General features: G+C 62.3%; 13 protein-coding genes and 2 pseudogenes. 9 read left to right on the top strand and 6 right to left on the bottom strand.

What is annotated here, in order from left to right:
- Nucleotides 1-53: 53 nt before the first annotated feature.
- Together ACE04F_RS22745 and ACE04F_RS22740 are read right to left on the bottom strand one after the other, a co-directional pair.
- Nucleotides 54-923, bottom strand: coding sequence for an NAD-dependent epimerase/dehydratase family protein (locus ACE04F_RS22745; RefSeq protein WP_486110018.1), 870 nt, complete (start codon nt 921-923; stop codon nt 54-56).
- Nucleotides 911-1,843: a glycosyltransferase family 2 protein gene (locus ACE04F_RS22740; RefSeq protein WP_486110017.1), complete on the bottom strand. Its 933-nt coding sequence runs from the start codon at nt 1,841-1,843 to the stop codon at nt 911-913. Before ACE04F_RS22740 ends, ACE04F_RS22745 begins: the two co-directional genes overlap by 13 nt.
- Before the next feature lie 314 nt (nt 1,844-2,157).
- On the opposite strand from ACE04F_RS22740, the gene ACE04F_RS22735 reads away from it, so the two are divergent.
- Nucleotides 2,158-4,335 (top strand): PQQ-dependent dehydrogenase, methanol/ethanol family, encoded by a 2,178-nt coding sequence (locus tag ACE04F_RS22735; protein ID WP_486110016.1) that lies wholly within the window; start codon nt 2,158-2,160, stop codon nt 4,333-4,335.
- Nucleotides 4,336-4,401: 66 nt separating this feature from the next.
- Nucleotides 4,402-5,838 carry an aldehyde dehydrogenase gene (gene aldA, locus ACE04F_RS22730; RefSeq protein ID WP_486110015.1) on the top strand — a complete coding sequence of 479 codons (1,437 nt, stop codon included), beginning with the start codon at nt 4,402-4,404 and terminating at the stop codon, nt 5,836-5,838.
- Between the two features lie 223 nt (nt 5,839-6,061).
- Here the strand turns inward: aldA and ACE04F_RS22725 are convergent, their stop codons facing one another.
- From ACE04F_RS22725 to ACE04F_RS22710, 4 genes and pseudogenes are all read right to left on the bottom strand, one after another.
- Nucleotides 6,062-8,005 carry a sigma-54-dependent Fis family transcriptional regulator gene (locus ACE04F_RS22725; RefSeq protein WP_486110014.1) on the bottom strand — a complete coding sequence of 648 codons (1,944 nt, stop codon included), beginning with the start codon at nt 8,003-8,005 and terminating at the stop codon, nt 6,062-6,064.
- Between the two features lie 160 nt (nt 8,006-8,165).
- Nucleotides 8,166-9,062 (bottom strand): alpha/beta fold hydrolase, encoded by an 897-nt coding sequence (locus ACE04F_RS22720; RefSeq protein ID WP_486110013.1) that lies wholly within the window; start codon nt 9,060-9,062, stop codon nt 8,166-8,168.
- Between the two features lie 106 nt (nt 9,063-9,168).
- Nucleotides 9,169-10,113: an alpha/beta hydrolase gene (locus ACE04F_RS22715; protein WP_486110012.1), complete on the bottom strand. Its 945-nt coding sequence runs from the start codon at nt 10,111-10,113 to the stop codon at nt 9,169-9,171.
- Nucleotides 10,114-10,172: 59 nt separating this feature from the next.
- Nucleotides 10,173-10,358 (bottom strand): annotated as a pseudogene (locus tag ACE04F_RS22710) (transketolase family protein); the annotation flags it as partial.
- On the opposite strand from ACE04F_RS22710, the pseudogene ACE04F_RS22705 reads away from it, so the two are divergent.
- From ACE04F_RS22705 to ACE04F_RS22675, 7 genes and pseudogenes are all read left to right on the top strand, one after another.
- Nucleotides 10,359-11,015, top strand: a pseudogene (locus tag ACE04F_RS22705) (LysR substrate-binding domain-containing protein); the annotation flags it as partial.
- Nucleotides 11,016-11,231: 216 nt separating this feature from the next.
- Complete coding sequence (locus tag ACE04F_RS22700) at nt 11,232-11,639, top strand: VOC family protein (RefSeq protein WP_486110011.1); 408 nt, start codon at nt 11,232-11,234, stop codon at nt 11,637-11,639.
- Nucleotides 11,640-11,808: 169 nt separating this feature from the next.
- A complete protein-coding gene (locus ACE04F_RS22695; protein WP_486110010.1) occupies nt 11,809-12,513 on the top strand; it encodes a heavy metal response regulator transcription factor in 705 nt (234 codons plus the stop codon).
- Complete coding sequence (locus ACE04F_RS22690; protein WP_486110009.1) at nt 12,513-13,886, top strand: heavy metal sensor histidine kinase; 1,374 nt, start codon at nt 12,513-12,515, stop codon at nt 13,884-13,886. The genes ACE04F_RS22695 and ACE04F_RS22690 overlap by 1 nt, the downstream gene beginning before the upstream one ends.
- A 299-nt stretch (nt 13,887-14,185) precedes the next feature.
- Nucleotides 14,186-14,446, top strand: a complete 261-nt coding sequence (locus tag ACE04F_RS22685) for a DUF2790 domain-containing protein (protein ID WP_486110008.1) — start codon at nt 14,186-14,188, stop codon at nt 14,444-14,446.
- Between the two features lie 43 nt (nt 14,447-14,489).
- Nucleotides 14,490-15,545 carry an SDR family oxidoreductase gene (locus ACE04F_RS22680; RefSeq protein WP_486110007.1) on the top strand — a complete coding sequence of 352 codons (1,056 nt, stop codon included), beginning with the start codon at nt 14,490-14,492 and terminating at the stop codon, nt 15,543-15,545.
- 69 nt (nt 15,546-15,614) lie between these two features.
- Nucleotides 15,615-16,934 carry an NTP/NDP exchange transporter gene (locus ACE04F_RS22675; RefSeq protein WP_486110006.1) on the top strand — a complete coding sequence of 440 codons (1,320 nt, stop codon included), beginning with the start codon at nt 15,615-15,617 and terminating at the stop codon, nt 16,932-16,934.
- Nucleotides 16,935-17,014 lie beyond the last annotated feature (80 nt).

Below are 17,014 nucleotides of genomic sequence, written 5' to 3'. Positions count from 1 at the left end.
CATTGGACTTCGGCAGGCAGACACAAATCATCCCACCTTTCGCCTAGACCATTTCAGCGCCCAGGCAAATCCTCATCCGTCAGCTGAAACGTCCTCGGGGCAAAGCCAAACCGTTGACTGGCCTGGGAGTGGTCGAACACCAGGTCCTGGTTCATCCGCGCCACCAGCGCGCTGGAAAGGTGCCGGTAGCGTGGCAGGCAGCGCATGATCGAAACGCCCCAACCCAATGCCTTGGCTGGGAGGGGCACTGTTCGAACTGGGCGTGCCATGGCCTGGAAGACGCGCCGCACCATGGTGTGATACGGCAAGATTTCTCCCCCCGACAGGTTGTAGCCTCCACTAGGCAACTCAGGCTTGTTCATGGCCGACAGGCATGCCTGGATCACGTCATCGCCATGCACTGGCTGGCGCAACCCGGTGCCGCCACCGATCAGTGGGAAAAATCCAAAGCGCTGGATGAAACGAGCGATTTCCGAAATATTCTTGTCGCCACCAAAGCCATAGATCAGGGTCGGTCGCATGATCACCCATTCGATCTGCCGTTCGGCCGCCCACTGCTCAAGTCGTTCTTCCGCACGTATCAAGCGTTGCGCCACGTCCCTTTCCCGAGAGTCAGGCGACGCGTGCTTGGCAAAACGGCTGGTGGAAGACAGGACGACAACGCGTTTGACGTGGGTGCTGGCAAGGCGCTCCAGATAGTCGCACAACACCCAGATGGGAGCGAAGGACAGCAAGGTGTCCAGCGTCAGTCCCTTCCAGTCGTCAGCCTCTCGCCAAGCCACTCCTGGGCAGGCGCAAACCTTGGACAGGCTTCGAGTGAAGGCGCTTGTCGAGTGACCGTGCTGTACCAGCAATGACAGGGCGCGCTGGCCCAGGAAACTGGAAGCGCCCAGTATGCCTACCCGCAATCTCATGGGTTCCATGCATTTTTAAACCGGGTCGTCGCGTGGCGAAGGACCACCAGGCTGAATCGAAACCAGACCCCGATCACCACGCTGATCCATAGGATGGCGGGGTATTTGCGGCGGAAAAACTTGCGATAGAAACGCAGGAATCCCAAGTGTTTGTGCCATTCGACAAAATACGGTCGATGGCGACTGCAGCCTCCAAAGACATGCGTCACCTGCGCATCCGGTACAAACAAAACACGCCAGCCGGCCTGATGGAAGCGCATGCACCAGTCCAGGTCCTCGCAATGCAGGAAATAATCTTCGTCCCACATTCCTACGCTCTCGATCGCTTCGCGCTTGACCAGCATGCAGGCCCCTGAGATGGCTTCAACGGCTACGGGCGCGCTGGGTAGCGGATCCTTGTGCAGTAAAAAATCAGACAGGATCGATGGGAAAAACATCGACAGCCGTGAAAGTCCGAAAGCCCGCATGAAAGCGCGCCTGGGCGTCGGGAACACCCGGCGTCCACCGGCTTGCTCGCTGCCATCCGGATTGCACAGCAACCCTCCGACCATGCCAACTTCCGGCGCGCTGCGCAGCGCCAGGAGCAAGCGGTCCATGGCGTTGGCTGCCAAAACCGCGTCGGGATTCAAGAAAAATAGATTAGCGGCCGCTGACAGGCGGGCACCCTGATTACACGCCACCGCGAAGCCGAGGTTGGTGGCATTGCGGACGATTTCAAGCGAGTCGCCGCCGACGTGGGTACGCTCCAGCCGCACCAGGCTGTCATCCTGAGAATTGTTGTCCACTACGATCACTTTGGCAGCGCCGGCGGCAAACGCCGATGCTACACACGCCAGCAAAAGCTCACCGGCGTTGTAATTGACAACGATGACATCGCACTCGCCGCATAAAGATGATTTCGCCGACCCATCGATAGCGCGCAGATCCATTGCTTTCAATTCATTATTCCCTGCACAAACCTGAATACATATGGAATCGCAACTACACAGGTTTGTATTTCAAGATAGCAGGTCCGCGCCCTTCGACCAGTTTTTGACCGGTTGTTGCGCTCCGGGCCAGTCAAGTCCGGCACAGTTGTCGCGGTCAATGCGACAACTGTCGCAAGCCGACGCAACCGCTGAGCCGCTATAAAAGCCCCGTACCACGGGGCCTGCAGCAATATCTACAACGGTGGCATGAGGGTTGCTCCTCTCCTGATGCGCAGCGCAATGGCTTCGCTACTAATAAGAACCAGGAGTCTCCCATGACACAGATCGGCCTCGCCGTGCCTACTGCTTCTGCGAACGCGTCCCTGCGCGTTCCCCTCAAGACCTTGTTTATCGTGCTGGCACTTACCCTCAATGCTGCCCCAGGCTGGGCGCAGGATATGCCGGCGAACGTCGACGGCAAACGCATCATCGGCGCCGATCAGGAACCCGGTAATTGGATGAGCACCGGCCGTACCTACGACGAGCAGCGCTACAGCCCCCTGAAGAACATCAGCGACCAGAACGTTGGCCAGCTGGGGCTCGCGTGGAGCTACAAGCTCGATCTGGATCGCGGTGTCGAGGCCACGCCGATCGTCGTTGATGGCGTGATGTACACCACCGGTCCGTTTTCCGTGGTCTACGCCCTGGATGCGCGCGACGGCAAGCTGATCTGGAAGTACGACCCCAAGTCCGATCGCAACCGCGCGGGCGAGGCCTGTTGCGATGCGGTCAACCGCGGTGTCGCGGTATGGAAGGGCAAGGTCTACGTGGGCGTGCTTGATGGCCGCCTGGAGGCGATTGATGCGAAGACCGGCCAGCGCGCCTGGTCGGTGGACACCCGCGCCGATCACTCGCGCAGCTACACCATCACCGGGGCCCCGCGGGTGGTCAACGGCAAAGTGGTGATCGGCAACGGCGGCGCCGAATTCGGCGTACGCGGTTATGTCACCGCCTATGACGCCGAAACCGGCAAGCAGGCCTGGCGCTTCTTCACCGTACCGGGTGACCCCAAGCTGCCGCCCGAAGACAAGGCCATGGCCATCGCCGCCAAGACCTGGCACGGCGATGCCTACGTGGCCCAGGGCGGTGGTGGTACGGCCTGGGACTCTTTCGCTTTCGACCCGGACTTGAACCTGCTGTACATCGGCGTGGGAAATGGTTCGCTGTGGGATCCGAAATGGCGTAGCCAGGCCAAGGGTGACAACCTGTTCCTGTCATCCATCGTCGCGGTCAATGCCGACACCGGCGAGTACGCCTGGCACTACCAGACCACGCCAGGAGACGCCTGGGACTACACCGCCACCCAGCACATGATCCTGGCGGAACTGCCGATCAGTGGAAAGCCGCGCAAGGTCCTGATGCAGGCGCCGAAGAACGGTTTTTTCTACGTGATCGACCGCGCCACGGGTGAGCTGCTGTCGGCCAAGGGCATCGTGCCGCAAAGCTGGACCAAGGGCATGGACATGCAGACTGGCCGGCCGATCGTCGACGACGAGAACGCTGCGTACTGGAAGGATGGCAAGCGCAAACTGGTCACGCCGGCATTCTGGGGCGCCCACGACTGGCAACCAATGTCCTACAACCCGAACACGGGCCTGGTGTATATCCCGGCGCACATTATGTCGGCCTACTACGAGCACATTCCCGAGGCGCCGAAGCGCAACCCGTTCAAGAGCATGTACCAGTTGGGCCTGCGCACCGGGATGATGCCGGAGGATGCCGACGGGCTGCTGGAAATGGCCAAGGGCTGGTCGGGCAAACTGATTGCGTGGGACCCGGTCAAGCAGCAGCCGGCCTGGGAAGTGCCTTATGTGACGATCTTCAACGGCGGCACCTTGAGCACCGCTGGCAACCTGGTGTTCGAGGGCAGCGCCGACGGCCGGGTAATCGCCTACGCCGCCGACACCGGCAAGAAGCTCTGGGAGCAGCCGGCGGCCAGTGGCGTCATGGCCGCGCCGATTACCTACAGCGTCGACGGTGAGCAATATGTCACCTTCATGGCTGGCTGGGGCGGGGCCTTCTCGACGTTCGCCGGGGCTTTGTCCCTGCGCGCCGGGGTACGGCCGTTCTCCCAGGTGCTGACCTACAAACTGGGCGGCACCGCGAAACTCAACGAGCCGGCGCCGCTTGCCGACACGCCGAAACCGCCGCCACTGACCGCTGACATGGCGGCGGTGGACGCCGGCGGCAAGCTCTATGACGGCTACTGCTCGCAGTGCCACGGCATCCATGCCGTCAGCGGTGGCGTGCTGCCGGACCTGCGCAAGCTGACCAGCGAAAAACACCAGATGTTCCTCGGCATTCTTTATGGCGGCCGAGTACCTGACGGCATGCCGTCCTTTGCCGATGCCTTCACGCCGGAACAGGTGGAGCAGATTCATCAATACCTGATCAAGCGTGCCCACGACCTGCAGCAGGAAGGCGGCGTCTGGAAAACCTTCAGCGCCAAATGAACGCCCGCGACGCAGGGGCTGGTGCGCCTCTGCATCGCTTTCGACACTGACCGCGAGAGCAGACCCATGACCGAGATCATCGATTACCAGAACTTCATCGCCAACGCCTTTGTTCCCAGCGACCCAAGCATTGACGTGCATAACCCGGCCAACGGGCGGTTGCTGGCGCGGGTGCCGCAAGCCAGCGGCGAACAGGTTGAGGCAGCCATTGCCGCTGCGCGCAAGGCGCAGAAAACCTGGGCGGCCCGCCCGGCCATCGAACGCGCCGGTTACCTGCGCAAGATCGCCAGCAAAGTGCGCGACAACGCCGAGCGCCTCGCCCATATCATCACCGCCGAACAAGGCAAGGTGCTGGGGCTGGCGCGGGTCGAGGTCAACTTCACCGCCGACTATCTGGATTACATGGCCGAATGGGCGCGGCGCCTTGAAGGCGAGGTGCTGACCAGCGATCGCGCCGGCGAAAGCATCTTCCTGCTGCGCAAACCCCTGGGTGTGGTGGCCGGCATCCTGCCGTGGAACTTCCCGTTCTTCCTGATCGCACGCAAGATGGCGCCGGCGCTGGTGACCGGCAATACCATCGTGATCAAGCCCAGCGAAGAAACCCCGATCAACTGCTTCGAGTTCGCCCGCCTGGTGGCCGAGACCGACCTGCCAGCAGGCGTGTTCAACGTGATCAGCGGCACCGGCGCAACGGTAGGACATGACCTGACCTGCCATGCCGGCGTCGACCTGATCAGCTTCACCGGCAGCGTCGGCACCGGCTCGCGAATCATGGCTGCGGCGGCACCGAACATCACCAAGCTGAACCTGGAGCTCGGCGGCAAGGCCCCGGCGATCGTGCTGGCGGACGCCGACCTGGTGCTGGCGGTCAAGGCGGTCACCGCGTCGCGGGTGATCAACAGCGGGCAAGTCTGCAACTGCGCAGAGCGGGTGTACGTCGAACGCAAGGTTGCGGATCAATTCATCGAGCAGATCGCCGCGTCGATGGCCGCGACCCGCTACGGCGACCCGCTGGCCGAAGACAATCTGGACATGGGCCCGCTGATCAACCAGGCGGCGCTGGACAAGGTTGCGCAAATGGTCCGGACCGCCACGGGGCAGGGGGCCGAAGTGGTCACCGGCGGCGCGGTGGCCGACAAGGGCCAGGGCTTTCATTATCAGCCGACGGTGCTGGCCGGGTGTGGCAGTGAGATGGCGATCATGCGCGAGGAGATTTTCGGCCCGGTATTGCCGATCCAGATTGTCGATGACCTGGACGAAGCCATCGCCCTGGCCAACGCCAGCGAATACGGCCTCACCTCATCGATCTATACCCGCAGCCTGAGTTCGGCGATGCGCGCCAGCCATGAACTGGATTTCGGCGAAACCTACATCAACCGGGAGAATTTCGAAGCGATGCAGGGCTTTCATGCGGGGGCGCGCAAATCCGGTATCGGCGGCGCGGATGGCAAGCATGGCTTGTACGAATACACCCATACCCACGTGGTTTACATTCAAATCTGATCCATGACCTGCGCCTGGAAGTGCCGGCTCCCCGCCTGATGCTGTCCAAGGGAAACCGCCGATCCTGTGGCGAGGGAGCTTGCTCCCGCTGGGTTGCGAAGCAACCCCAAACCTGGCGAACGCGGAGCATCAGATGCACCGCAGCCGCTGGTTTACGACTGCTTCGCAGCCGAGCGGGAGCAAGCTCCCTCGCCACGGGGCTGTCGAAAGCCTTCGAGTAACATCAGGGCTGATCGTTGGGCGCGATGACGCCGTGCTTTTTCATCTTGCGGTACAGCGTCGAGCGCGAAACGCCGAGTTCGGTGGCGGCGGCGCTGATGTTCCAGCGCTGTCGGCGCAAGGTGCTCAGCAGGTGACGGGCCTCCTCGCTCCCGAGTTGTTCTCCCAGATTGCTGGTCAACGGTTGGGCGCTGCCAGGCAATCGCAGCGTCTGCGGTGCGAGCAATTCGCCGGGCAGGCAATCCAGGTCGATCACGCCGTCTTCCGCCAGGGCCACCGCGTAACGCAGGCTATTGAGCAACTGGCGAATGTTGCCGGGCCACGGGTAGTCCACCAGGCATTGGCGGGCATCGGCGTTCAACCGTAACCCACGGGCGCCAGGCTGGGCGGCGAGCAACTTGTCGATCAGCTCGGCCCGGTCACTGCGTTCGCGCAAGGCCGGCAGCGCCAGGTTCATGCCGGCGAGGCGATAGAACAGGTCCTCGCGAAAGCGCTTGTCGCCGATCATCGCCTGCAGGTCCTGGTGTGTGGCCGAGATCACCTGGACATCCAGGGTCACCGGCACCTCGGCCCCCAGAGGCGAGATTTCACGCTCCGCCAGCACCCGTAGCAAACGCGTCTGCAAATGGGCGGGCATATCGCCGATTTCATCAAGGAACAGGGTGCCGCCGTTCGCCAGCTCCAGTTTGCCTTTCATGCCTTTGCGGTTGGCGCCGGTGAAACTGCCGGCGCGATAGCCGAACAGCTCGCTCTCGATCAAGGTTTCCGGAATCGCCGCGCAGTTCAATGCCACGAAAGGCCCGGCGCGACGCTGGCTGGCCTGGTGAATGGCGCGAGCGAAGGCTTCCTTGCCGGTGCCGGTCTCGCCGGTAATCAGGATCGGGATGCCCTTGTCGATCACCTTGCGCACGCGTCGCACGTTCTGTTGCAGCCGGGCGTCGAGACCGGCGAGTTGCTGCAGATCCGGTTGAGCCTCAGGGGCAGGGCGGGCGACGGGCGGCGGGCGGTGCCGTTCGGAAGGGATACGCAGGCCGACGTCCAGCAATGCTTCATCCTGACGACGGCGCAAGCGCACGCCCTGGGCGCCGCCATTGGTGAGCCGGAGCAGTTCATCCACTGTGGCCGGGAGCAGGCTGTCAATGAGCGTGCCGAGCAGCGCCGGCTGTTCTGCCAGCTCCAGGGCGACAAACGCGGCACGGTTGGCGCCGATGACGCGACCACTTTCATCGAGCGCGAGCAGTTGCTCGTTGGCCAGGTCGGCGATCTCGTCGATGGGTTTGAGGGACAGGGTCAAGCGGTCGCGATAACGCTGGCGAAAGTCTGCGTTCTCGATCAGCCGCGCGTACATGATCACCAGTTGCAGCGTGAGGTACTGGCTTTCCCGAGGGCCCTCGTTGTTCATGCAGGTCGCATTGAGGCAGCCGCGTAACAAGCCTTGGGCGTCGAAGATCGGCGCCACCGAGCAGCTCAGGCTGAAATTCGATGCAAGGAAGTGCTCCTCACGATGAATGATCAACGGCTGCGCCGCCGCCAGGGTAGTACCGATGCCGTTGGTGCCCACCGCCGACTCGTCCCACTGCGCGCCCACTACCAGCCCCGATCGGGTGTAAATGTCGTGCTGGCTGGGGAGTCGGGAATCCAGGGTAATGCCGTGCTCGTCGCTCAGCAGTACGGCAAAACCGGCTGGCACCACGCGCTGGGCCAGGCCGCTGACGCCCTGGCTGGCGATGGCAAGATATTGCTGGTGCTGTTCCTGATGACGCCGTATGGCCTCGGCGCTGAGGATATTCTTGCGGCTTGGCGCGCCAGGATCGAGCCGGTGCTCCACGACGCTGCGGTACCAGGATTGCGCAATGACCCCGTCCGGCCTGAGGCCGCGCCCGGAGAAGTGGTCGTTGACGAACGCCGCGAGTTCGCCGGGGATCGTCTGCGTGTCATGCAGGGTCATGAATTGCTCCATCAGGCGTGAGGCCCATGAAGGGCCTTCACGGCGATCTTGTTATTGGACGGTGGTCGCCGTTGCAAGTATCTACCATAGACGCTGGAGCGCGGATTTTCAGCCTCTGGAATGTTCGCCATTGATGCTCAGGCGTTCTCGCCGCGTGAAATCACCTGGCGCCGGGCACCGATGGGAGCAGGAACCCGAGCACCTCGTCAATCAGGAGCTCTGGCGCTTCCTCTGCAATGTAATGCCCCGACGGCAAGGCTTTTCCCCGGACGTCGCTGGCCACCTTTTGCCATTCGCCAAGCGGATCGAAGCAGCGGCCCACAACGCCGTCAGCTCCCCACAGGGCGAGTAACGGCAGGGAGAGTTTCCTGCCAGCTTGCAGGTCGCTCTTGTCGTGCTCCAGATCGATACTGGCACTGGCCCGGTAGTCTTCGCACACGCCATGGGCGGCACCGGGAAGTTTCAGGCATCGTAAGTACTCGGCGAGCGCCGCTTCGGTGAAAGGGGCCATGCCCGCGCTGCGAGCACCCATGACGCTGCGCAGGTACAGCGCCGGGTCTGCTTCAATGAGCGTTTCGGGAAACGGCGCTGGGCGAATCAGGAAGAACCAGTGCCAATAGGCGCGGGCGAAGGTTTCATTGGTCTGCTCGTACATCGCCAGCGTCGGAGCAATGTCCAGGATGATCAAGCGTTTTACTGCGTCCGGATGATCCATCGACATCCGACAGGCGACCCGTGCGCCTCTGTCGTGAGCCAGCACATCGAACTTTATGAACCCCAGTTCGCGCATCAGCTCCACCCCGTCCAGCGCCATCTGCCGTTTGGAGTAGGCCAGGTGCTGCGCGTCGCTCGGCGGTTTTTCGCTGTCACCGTAGCCCCGAAGATCCGCCGCCACCACGGTGAAATGTTGCGCCAGCGGCTCGGCGATCTTGTGCCACATCACGTGAGTCTGAGGATGGCCGTGAAGCAGTAGCAAGCCTTGGCCACTGCCGCCTTTGCGGTAGTTGACGGTGATACCGTTGACGTGGCACCGACCCGATTCAAATGAGGCAAACATCGCTCGAAACTCCTGTTGGTTGTTGTTCCCATTCTAGGGCGAGCGCGCTGTCGTACGAAGGTACGGCGTGTGAAAGCTTTCTTCACGAATCGTGTGCAGCAGGGTTTCATCGTACCCTCAAAAACCCACGCAACGCGCGGGCGATGTCGAGGGCTGACTGATCTGCGATTCGCCCAGGCACCTGGTCGTACATATGCGGCGCGCCAGGGTAGAGGTGAAGCTCCACGGCAACCCCCGCGCGCACCAGCCTCATTGCGAAGTCGACATCCTCGTCGAGGAACAGGTCTTGTGAGCCGACTGAGATGAACGTCGGCGGCAGGTTGCGCAGCTCGGCTTGCAGGGCCGGTGAAAACAGACCGACACGCTCATCGGCCAGGGTGTAGCTGCCGCGAAGGCACTCCCAGCAGAACTGATTGGGCGCCGGCAACCAGCTGAACGTGCCCGTGTCCCGGCTCGGGTACGGTGAGCTCACTGAGCCGGTGCGGTGGTCGAGCATGGGATAGATGAGCACCTGGCCGGCAAGGGGGTACAGGGCCCGGTCGCGAGCCGCGATGGCCAATGCCGCGGCGAGCCCGCCGCCGGCGCTATGTCCCATCACCACCACACGCCGGGGATCCAGGCGCAGCTCGTGGCGGTTTTCAAACAGCCAGCCCAGCGCGCTATAGCAGTCTTCAAGGGGGATCGGGAAAGGGTGTTCGGGGGCCAGTCGATAATCCACGGCAACAATCATCGCGCCCAGTTCATCGGCCAGGTCGGCCAGATAATCATCGGCCATCTCGGGCTTGCCGAGTACGAAGCCACCGCCATGGATGGACAGGATCGCCGGCAGGTTCGTGTTTGGTGGAGCTTCTTTCGGCTTGTAGATACACAGGCGCAGGCGTTCGGTATCGGCACCTGTGATCCAGCAGGTCTCGCACCGCGCGCTGTGCGCGGGCTTGAAGGTCGAGTGTACTCGGGCGCGGATGGCCGGCAGCGTGCTCAGCGACCATTGCTCCGTACCAGAAGCCACCAGGCCATTGAATGCAGGGTCGAGAAATCCGTCAGGCTTCAAGGTTACGCTCCCCTTGGCGTCGAGCGCGGGGGGCACTCAGGTGCCCCGCGCGTTGCAGGTTACAGCCAGGCTTTGACTTGCGCGCAAACCGCCTGGGTGGAAATACCATAGCGATCATGCAAGGTCGGCAGGGCTCCGGCATCAAGGAAAGCGTCCGGCAAGGCTATCTGCCTGAACGTTGGCGTGACGCCATTGCGCAACAGCACCGTCGCCACCGCTTCGCCCAGCCCGCCAATGATCGAACTGTCGCCACCGAGCGTGCGGCCAGCGACGTGAGCCTCGATTGCCTGCGATTGCACTCGGCGCCGAGCTTCGGATTGTTGTGGTTGATGCCCCGGCTGGAAGCGTTCCGCGCGGCCAATCCGGATATCCAGATCAACCTGTCGTGCTCTTACGAGTCGCTGCATTTCAGCCGGGACAAGATTGACGTGGATATCCGCCACGGCACCGCGAACTGGCCCAGTTACGAAGTCCGCACGGTACAGAATGAAACCTTCGCGGTGCTCGCTTCGCCGAAGTTGCTCGGACAATATCCGATCCGCCGGGCGTCCGATCTGTTGGATTGCGACCTGGTGCTCTCCGAGGCGACGTTGCTTAAATGGCCGCAATGGTTCGCCCAGCACGGCCTGGCGCGCCCGGAAAAACCTTACGCATTGAGCTTCGACCGCTCGTACATGTCGCTGGAAGCCGCCAGCCATGGGCTGGGATTTGCCCTGGAAAGCACCTTGCTGGCCAAAAAGTATCTGGCCTCCGGCAGCCTGGTCGAAGTGGCACCGGAGACCCTTAGCGCGCCCGTGGCCGCCCATCACCTGGTGTTTCCAAAAGCACACTCCGGCTTCCCGCGTGTCCGGCGTTTTCTGGAATGGATGGAAAGTGAGCTGGGGCAGGGGTTTGTGTATTGAGTGCGAGGCCCCAGCACCTTGAGCGTCGCATGTCTACGCGGCGGATGCTTTAGTTGCCTGGAATTGGTGCGCGAAGGTTATCGAAAAATAATCGCCTCGGGCTGTCGATTTGCCTCATTACCATTCGATTAACCTGCAGAGCCGCCACACGGACGGCTTGTTCCATCTATTCTGAGGAGATATGAGCATGGGATTCATGAAACAGGAGAGCAGAGCATGAAAATCATTCCGTACCTGACCTTCAATGGCAATTGCAAGGAAGCCTTCGCGTTGTACCGGGACGTGCTGGGCGGCGAGCTGTTTTCCATGTCCTTTGCCGACGCGCCCGAGGACGTCGGCATGCCCAAGGACCCCAATCTGATCATGCACACCTGCCTGACCGTGGGCGGCTTCAGCCTGATGGCTTCCGACTGCCCGCCCGGCCAGCCGTTCAGCAAGCCGCAAGGCGTGTCGGTGTCTCTGAATGTCGACAGCGCGGAGGAGGCCGAGCGGCTGTTCAATGGCCTGAGTGCCGGCGGCAGCGTGCAGATGCCCCTGGGCAAGACCTTCTGGGCGGAGCGCTTTGCGATGTTCGAAGACCGTTTCGGGGTCGCCTGGATGGTCAATTTCGAGGGACGGCCATAAGTCGGACTGCCGGCACGGCCGCGCCAATTCTGACAGGAATGTCAGGAAGCGGTCAGCCTGCGGACACCTTCGGACCGATACTCTGCTGGACGCTGTACCCGTCTGCCTGGACCGCTTGAAGCACCCTGAGCGCCTGTACAGCGCACCCCTTTGCTGGAGGAAATATCCGATGCGGTTGCTCATCGTCGAGGACGAAGAAAAAACGTCTTCCTATGTCCATCGTGGCTTGAGCGAGCTTGGCTACATTGTCGATGTCGCGACCAATGGTATCGACGGCCTGCATTACGCGTTGGAAATGGATTACGACGTGGTGATCCTGGATGTGATGCTGCCGGGCAAGGACGGCTACGGCGTGTTGCAGGGCTTGCGCCTGCACAAGAAGACGCCGGTGATCATGTTGTCGGCCAGGGGCACGGTGGATGATCGGGTCCGGGGGCTGCGCGAGGGTGCTGACGACTACCTGGGCAAACCGTTTTCCTTCGCCGAGCTTGTTGCGCGGGTCCAGGCATTGATCCGGCGGCGTGCCGATGACACCGCCGACCCGACGCATTTGCGCATCGATGACCTGGAGGTCGATTTGCAGGCGCGCAAGGTGACCCGGGCCGGGCTGCGCCTGGACCTGACGGCCAAGGAGTTCTGTCTGTTGAGCCTGCTGGCGCGACACCAGGGTGAAATCCTCTCCAAGTTGATGATTGCCGAGCAGGTCTGGGACATGAATTTCGACAGCGACGCCAACGTGGTCGAGGTCGCGATCAAGCGGGTGCGGGCCAAGGTCGATGCGCCGTATCCGCGCAAATTGCTGCATACCGTGCGCGGCATGGGTTATGTGCTGGAGAGCCGTGAGCTCAATGACAGGCAAGCGGGTACGCTGTGATGAAAGGATCGATAGCCAAGCGACTGGCGCTGATGTTCGCGCTGGCGGTCATGCTGATCACCGCGGTCAGCGCGACGCTGTTGCGCTGTTCGTTGAAGCAATCACTCGACGAGCAGATGCAGAACGAGCTGATCCTGCGCCATTCGGTGCTCGATCCGGTGCTCGCCAAATACGATTCGCCGGCGTTCTGGGTCGGCTTGCGACAAAAGCTCGATGGCCTGACGCCCGCGGATGAGCGCGTGCGTTATTGGGTGGTGGTCGACGACCCGGCCTACAGTTATGGCGGGCCGATGCCGGACGGGCTGGATTGGTCGAAGCGCCCGGATGGTTTCGCCACCCTCGATCTGCCCGACCGGGACCGCCCCATGGTGCTGATGGTCGAGACCATTGCGGCCATGGGCAGCCGTCCGGAATTGCGTTTTATCGTCGGATTGGATTCGACGCCGTTCATGAAGACCCTGGATGACTTCACTCGGATATTGATCCTGACCTCGGCGCTGGGGGTCGTGCTGGTGGCGTTGCTCGGTTACTGGATCGCGCGTTTTGGCCTGGGTCCGGTCCGGCGCTTGAGCCGGCAGGCCAACAGCCTGCCGCCGGGGGATTCGAAGCAACGACTCGACACCCAGGCGCTGCCTGGCGAATTGCAGGAGCTGGCGGTGTCGTTCAACGGCGCCCTGGCGCGCCAGGAAGCCGCCTGGTGCCAGCTCGAAGGGTTCAACGCCAATGTGGCCCATGAGTTGCGAACGCCGCTGACCAACCTCATCGGGCAGACCCAGGTCGCGTTGGCCCATGGGCGGGATGTGAACGAGCTTCAGGACCTGTTGCAGTCCAATCTCGAAGAACTGGAACGGATGGGCACCATCGTCAACGACATGCTGTTCCTGGCGGGCGCCGAAAGCGGCCAGCGGGCAACCGAGCTGAGCGATGTCTCGCTTTACGAGGAAGCGTCGAAGACCGTGGAATACCTCGAGCCGGTCCTGCACGACAAACAATTGAGCGTGGTGATCCAGGGCGACATGCGCGTGTGCATCGATCGGCGCCTGTTCCACCGTTCCCTGGCCAATCTGCTGCAGAACGCGGCGCGCTACGCGGTGCCTGCGAGCACTATCACGGTGAGCCTGGAAGACCATGGCATGCAGGCCAGGGTGAGCGTTTCCAACACCGGCGAACCGATCGAAAGTGTGCATCTGGAGCATTTGTTCGAGCGCTTCTATCGAGCCGACGTCGCCAGGGCCAGAAGCGACGCGCACCATGGCCTGGGGCTCTCCATCGTGCGGGCGGTGGCGTCGATGCACGGTGGGCGGGTGTTCGCCCACAGCAAGGACGGACTCAACACCTTCGGCTTTTCCCTGACGAGCCAGGCAGTGCGTTAGGCGCTGGCTTGTGAAGCTTGAACATCGCCGTCGGCCAAGACGGCGCTTTCGCGAGCAGGCTCGCTCCCACAGTGGATTTCCAGCAGCCGCAAGATCCTAGGTAAACCAGCGATTTTTTTTTGTGGGAGCGAGCCTGCTCGCGAAGAGGCCGGCACATCAATATCCCTTCGGCTGAGCCACCGCGTTTTTCCCCGCACCGGCGTTTGACATGTTCCTGTCAGTCGCCAGTCACCTTGACGTCAGTGTCCCCCTCATAAAGTGCAACCACTATCCCGGTAAGGGCATTTGTGGAGACCACTATGAACATTCAGAACCTGTCCATCGCCAGTCTGTTGGCCGTCATCGCGGTGGGCGGAGCGCCGCTGTATGCCAAGGAGCAAACCAATCCTCCGGCTTACGAGTACGGCATGCCGCTGGACGTGGCCCAGGCCATTCGCATCGAGGCGCCAAGCCCGCCGATGTGCGAGGTCGTGCGGGCCAAGATGACCTATGTCGACACTCAGGGTGAGCTCCGGCACGTCAGCTTCCTGCAGCTGGCCGATGCGTGCTCCATCCAGTGAATACCGGCCATACCCCTTTATCATCCCAACAGAGAAGCCAATCATGTGGAATAGAACAACAATCCCCGCAATCGGACTTTCGCCCAACCTGGACCGGATCATCACGCTGGCCCGGACGCTCGCTGCGGGCGTAGCGCTGTTCAGCGTCATGAGCGTCGAAGCATCGGCTCGCGTTGCACCCAAACCCGACTGGTCCACCAGTGACATGCCGTCGCAGAAAGGCCGGATTGTCCTGATCACCGGCGGCACCAGCGGCATGGGTTATGAAGATGCGTTGGCCTTGGCGCGTGCCGGTGCCGACGTCATTATCGCTGCCCGCAACCCGGAGCGCGGCGCTGAGGCCATCGCCCGCATCCGCCAGTCGGTGCCCGATGCCAAGGTGCAATTCGAGGCCGTGGACCTGGCCAATCTCTCCTCGGTCAGCGCCCTGGCCCAGCGGCTTCAAAGCAAGCTGCCGCGCCTCGATGTGTTGATCAACAACGCCGCCATCATGGCGCCGCCGGAACGTGGTACATCCGCCGACGGTTTCGAACTGCAACTGGCGACCAATTACCTGGGGCACTTCGCGCTGACCGGGCTGCTGGTGCCGCTCTTGCGCCAGAGCCAGGACGCCCGCGTGGTGAGCCTTTCAAGTATTGCGGCGACGCGCGGGGCGATGAATTTCGATGACCTGCAGTTCGAGCGCAAGTACGACCCGTACGCAGCCTATGCGCAATCGAAACTGGCGGTGCTGCACTGGGCATTTGCCTTGCAGCGGCGCAGTGATGCCGAAAACTGGGGTATTCGCAGCATGGCTGCGCACCCCGGGGTAGCGGTCACCGAGTTGGTCGCGCGCGGACCCGGCCTCGAAAGCGAGTTCGGCCAGCGCTGGGCAAAGGATCGCGACGTTTACCACTCGGCGGCGCAAGGCGCCTTGCCGACGCTGTACGCCGCCACCGCTGTGCAGGCCGTGGGCGGTGCTTATTACGGCCCGACCGGTGACGACGAAAGGCGCGGCCCGTTGGGCTTCGCCAAGACGCCGCCAGCGGCGAACTCGCAGGCGGATGCCGAACGGCTCTGGGCCATCTCCGAGCAATTGACCGGCGTGACCTATCGTTGATGCCGCCTGGGCGCGGGCACTCGTCCCCGCGCTCGACCTCCGGCTTGTTGCCGTCTCCCAGGAGTTTTCATGAGTACCCCTTCCTATTTGCATCGGCTGAGCCTGGCCCTCAATGCCCGTGACGATGAACTGCGTCCGGCACTGTGCGGGTTCCTGTTGTTCCTCTGCCTGTTCACCGGCTACTTCATGTTGCGTCCGATCCGAGAGTCGATGGGGATCGCCGCGGGCGTGGAGAATCTGCAATGGCTGTTTACCGCGACCTTTCTCGTCATGCTGGTGGCCGTGCCGTTGTTCGCCTGGCTCAGCGCGCGAGTGCCGCGCCTGCGCCTCGTCGATTGGGTGTATGGCTTCTTCGTCTTGAACTTACTGATGTTCGTCGAGCTGTTCCAGTTCGATTCGGACAACGTCTGGCTGGCGCGTACTTTTTACGTATGGATTTCGGTCTACAACCTGTTCGTCGTCTCTGTGGCCTGGAGCCTGATGGCCGATGTATTCGACAGCGAGCAGGCCAAGCGCCTGTTTGCCTTCATCGCGGCGGGCGCCAGCACCGGCGGCCTGCTCGGGCCGGCCTTGAGTGCGCTGTTGATCGACAGCCTCGGGGCCTCGGGGTTGATGTTCGTGGCAGCCGTGTTGCTGGGGACCACGCTGGTACTGAAACGAACCTTGATGCGTTGGCGTGAAACCGGCGGGGCCGGGCGTCCCGGCGCGGCGCCCACGCAAAGCCCGCAGCGGCCACTGACTGGCAATCCGTTCAGCGGCATGACGGCTGTGCTCCGTTCGCCGTACCTGCTGGGGATCGCCGGTTTTGTGGTGCTGCTGGCAACGGTCACCACCTTTCTGTACTTCGAGCAGGCACGTCTGGTGGCCGAGCTGTTTCCGGATCGCCAGGCCCAGGTACGGGTCTTCGGCACTATCGACTTCGTCGTGCAGGCGGGCGCGTTGCTGTCCCAACTATTCATCACCGGACGTATCGCCCCAAAGCTCGGGATCGGGGCGTTATTGGCGATCGTCCCGCTGTGCATGTGCATCGGTTTTGTCGGCCTGGCACTGGCACCGGGTTTTGCGGTACTCGCGACCTTGATGATTGTGCGGCGGATCGGCGAGTACGCGTTCGTGAGGCCAGGCCGGGAAATGCTGTTCACCTCGCTGGACGCCGAGAGTAAATACAAAGCCAAGAACTTTATCGACACAGTGGTCTATCGCGGCGGTGATGCGGTCAGCGGTTGGATCAAGACGGCGCTCGACATGCTGGGGCAGGGCGCCGGCCTGGTCGCGTTGATCGGCGCAGGGTGTGCGTTGCTGTGGGCCGGTCTTGGATGGTTGCTGGGGCGCCAGGCTGATCATCGCCGGGATGAATTGGAGCTGGAAGCTGGCGTTGCCGAAACCTAGGAAGGTATCGACTTGCCGGAGGGTTCGAAAGACCCTGTGGGAGCGAGCCTGCTCGCGAAGGGTTCGGCACATTCAGCATC

Source organism: Pseudomonas sp. AGC41, from assembly GCF_057334555.1.
The sequence above is the reverse complement of the archived record's forward strand: the minus strand, read 5'-3'. Positions and strand labels throughout refer to the sequence as shown.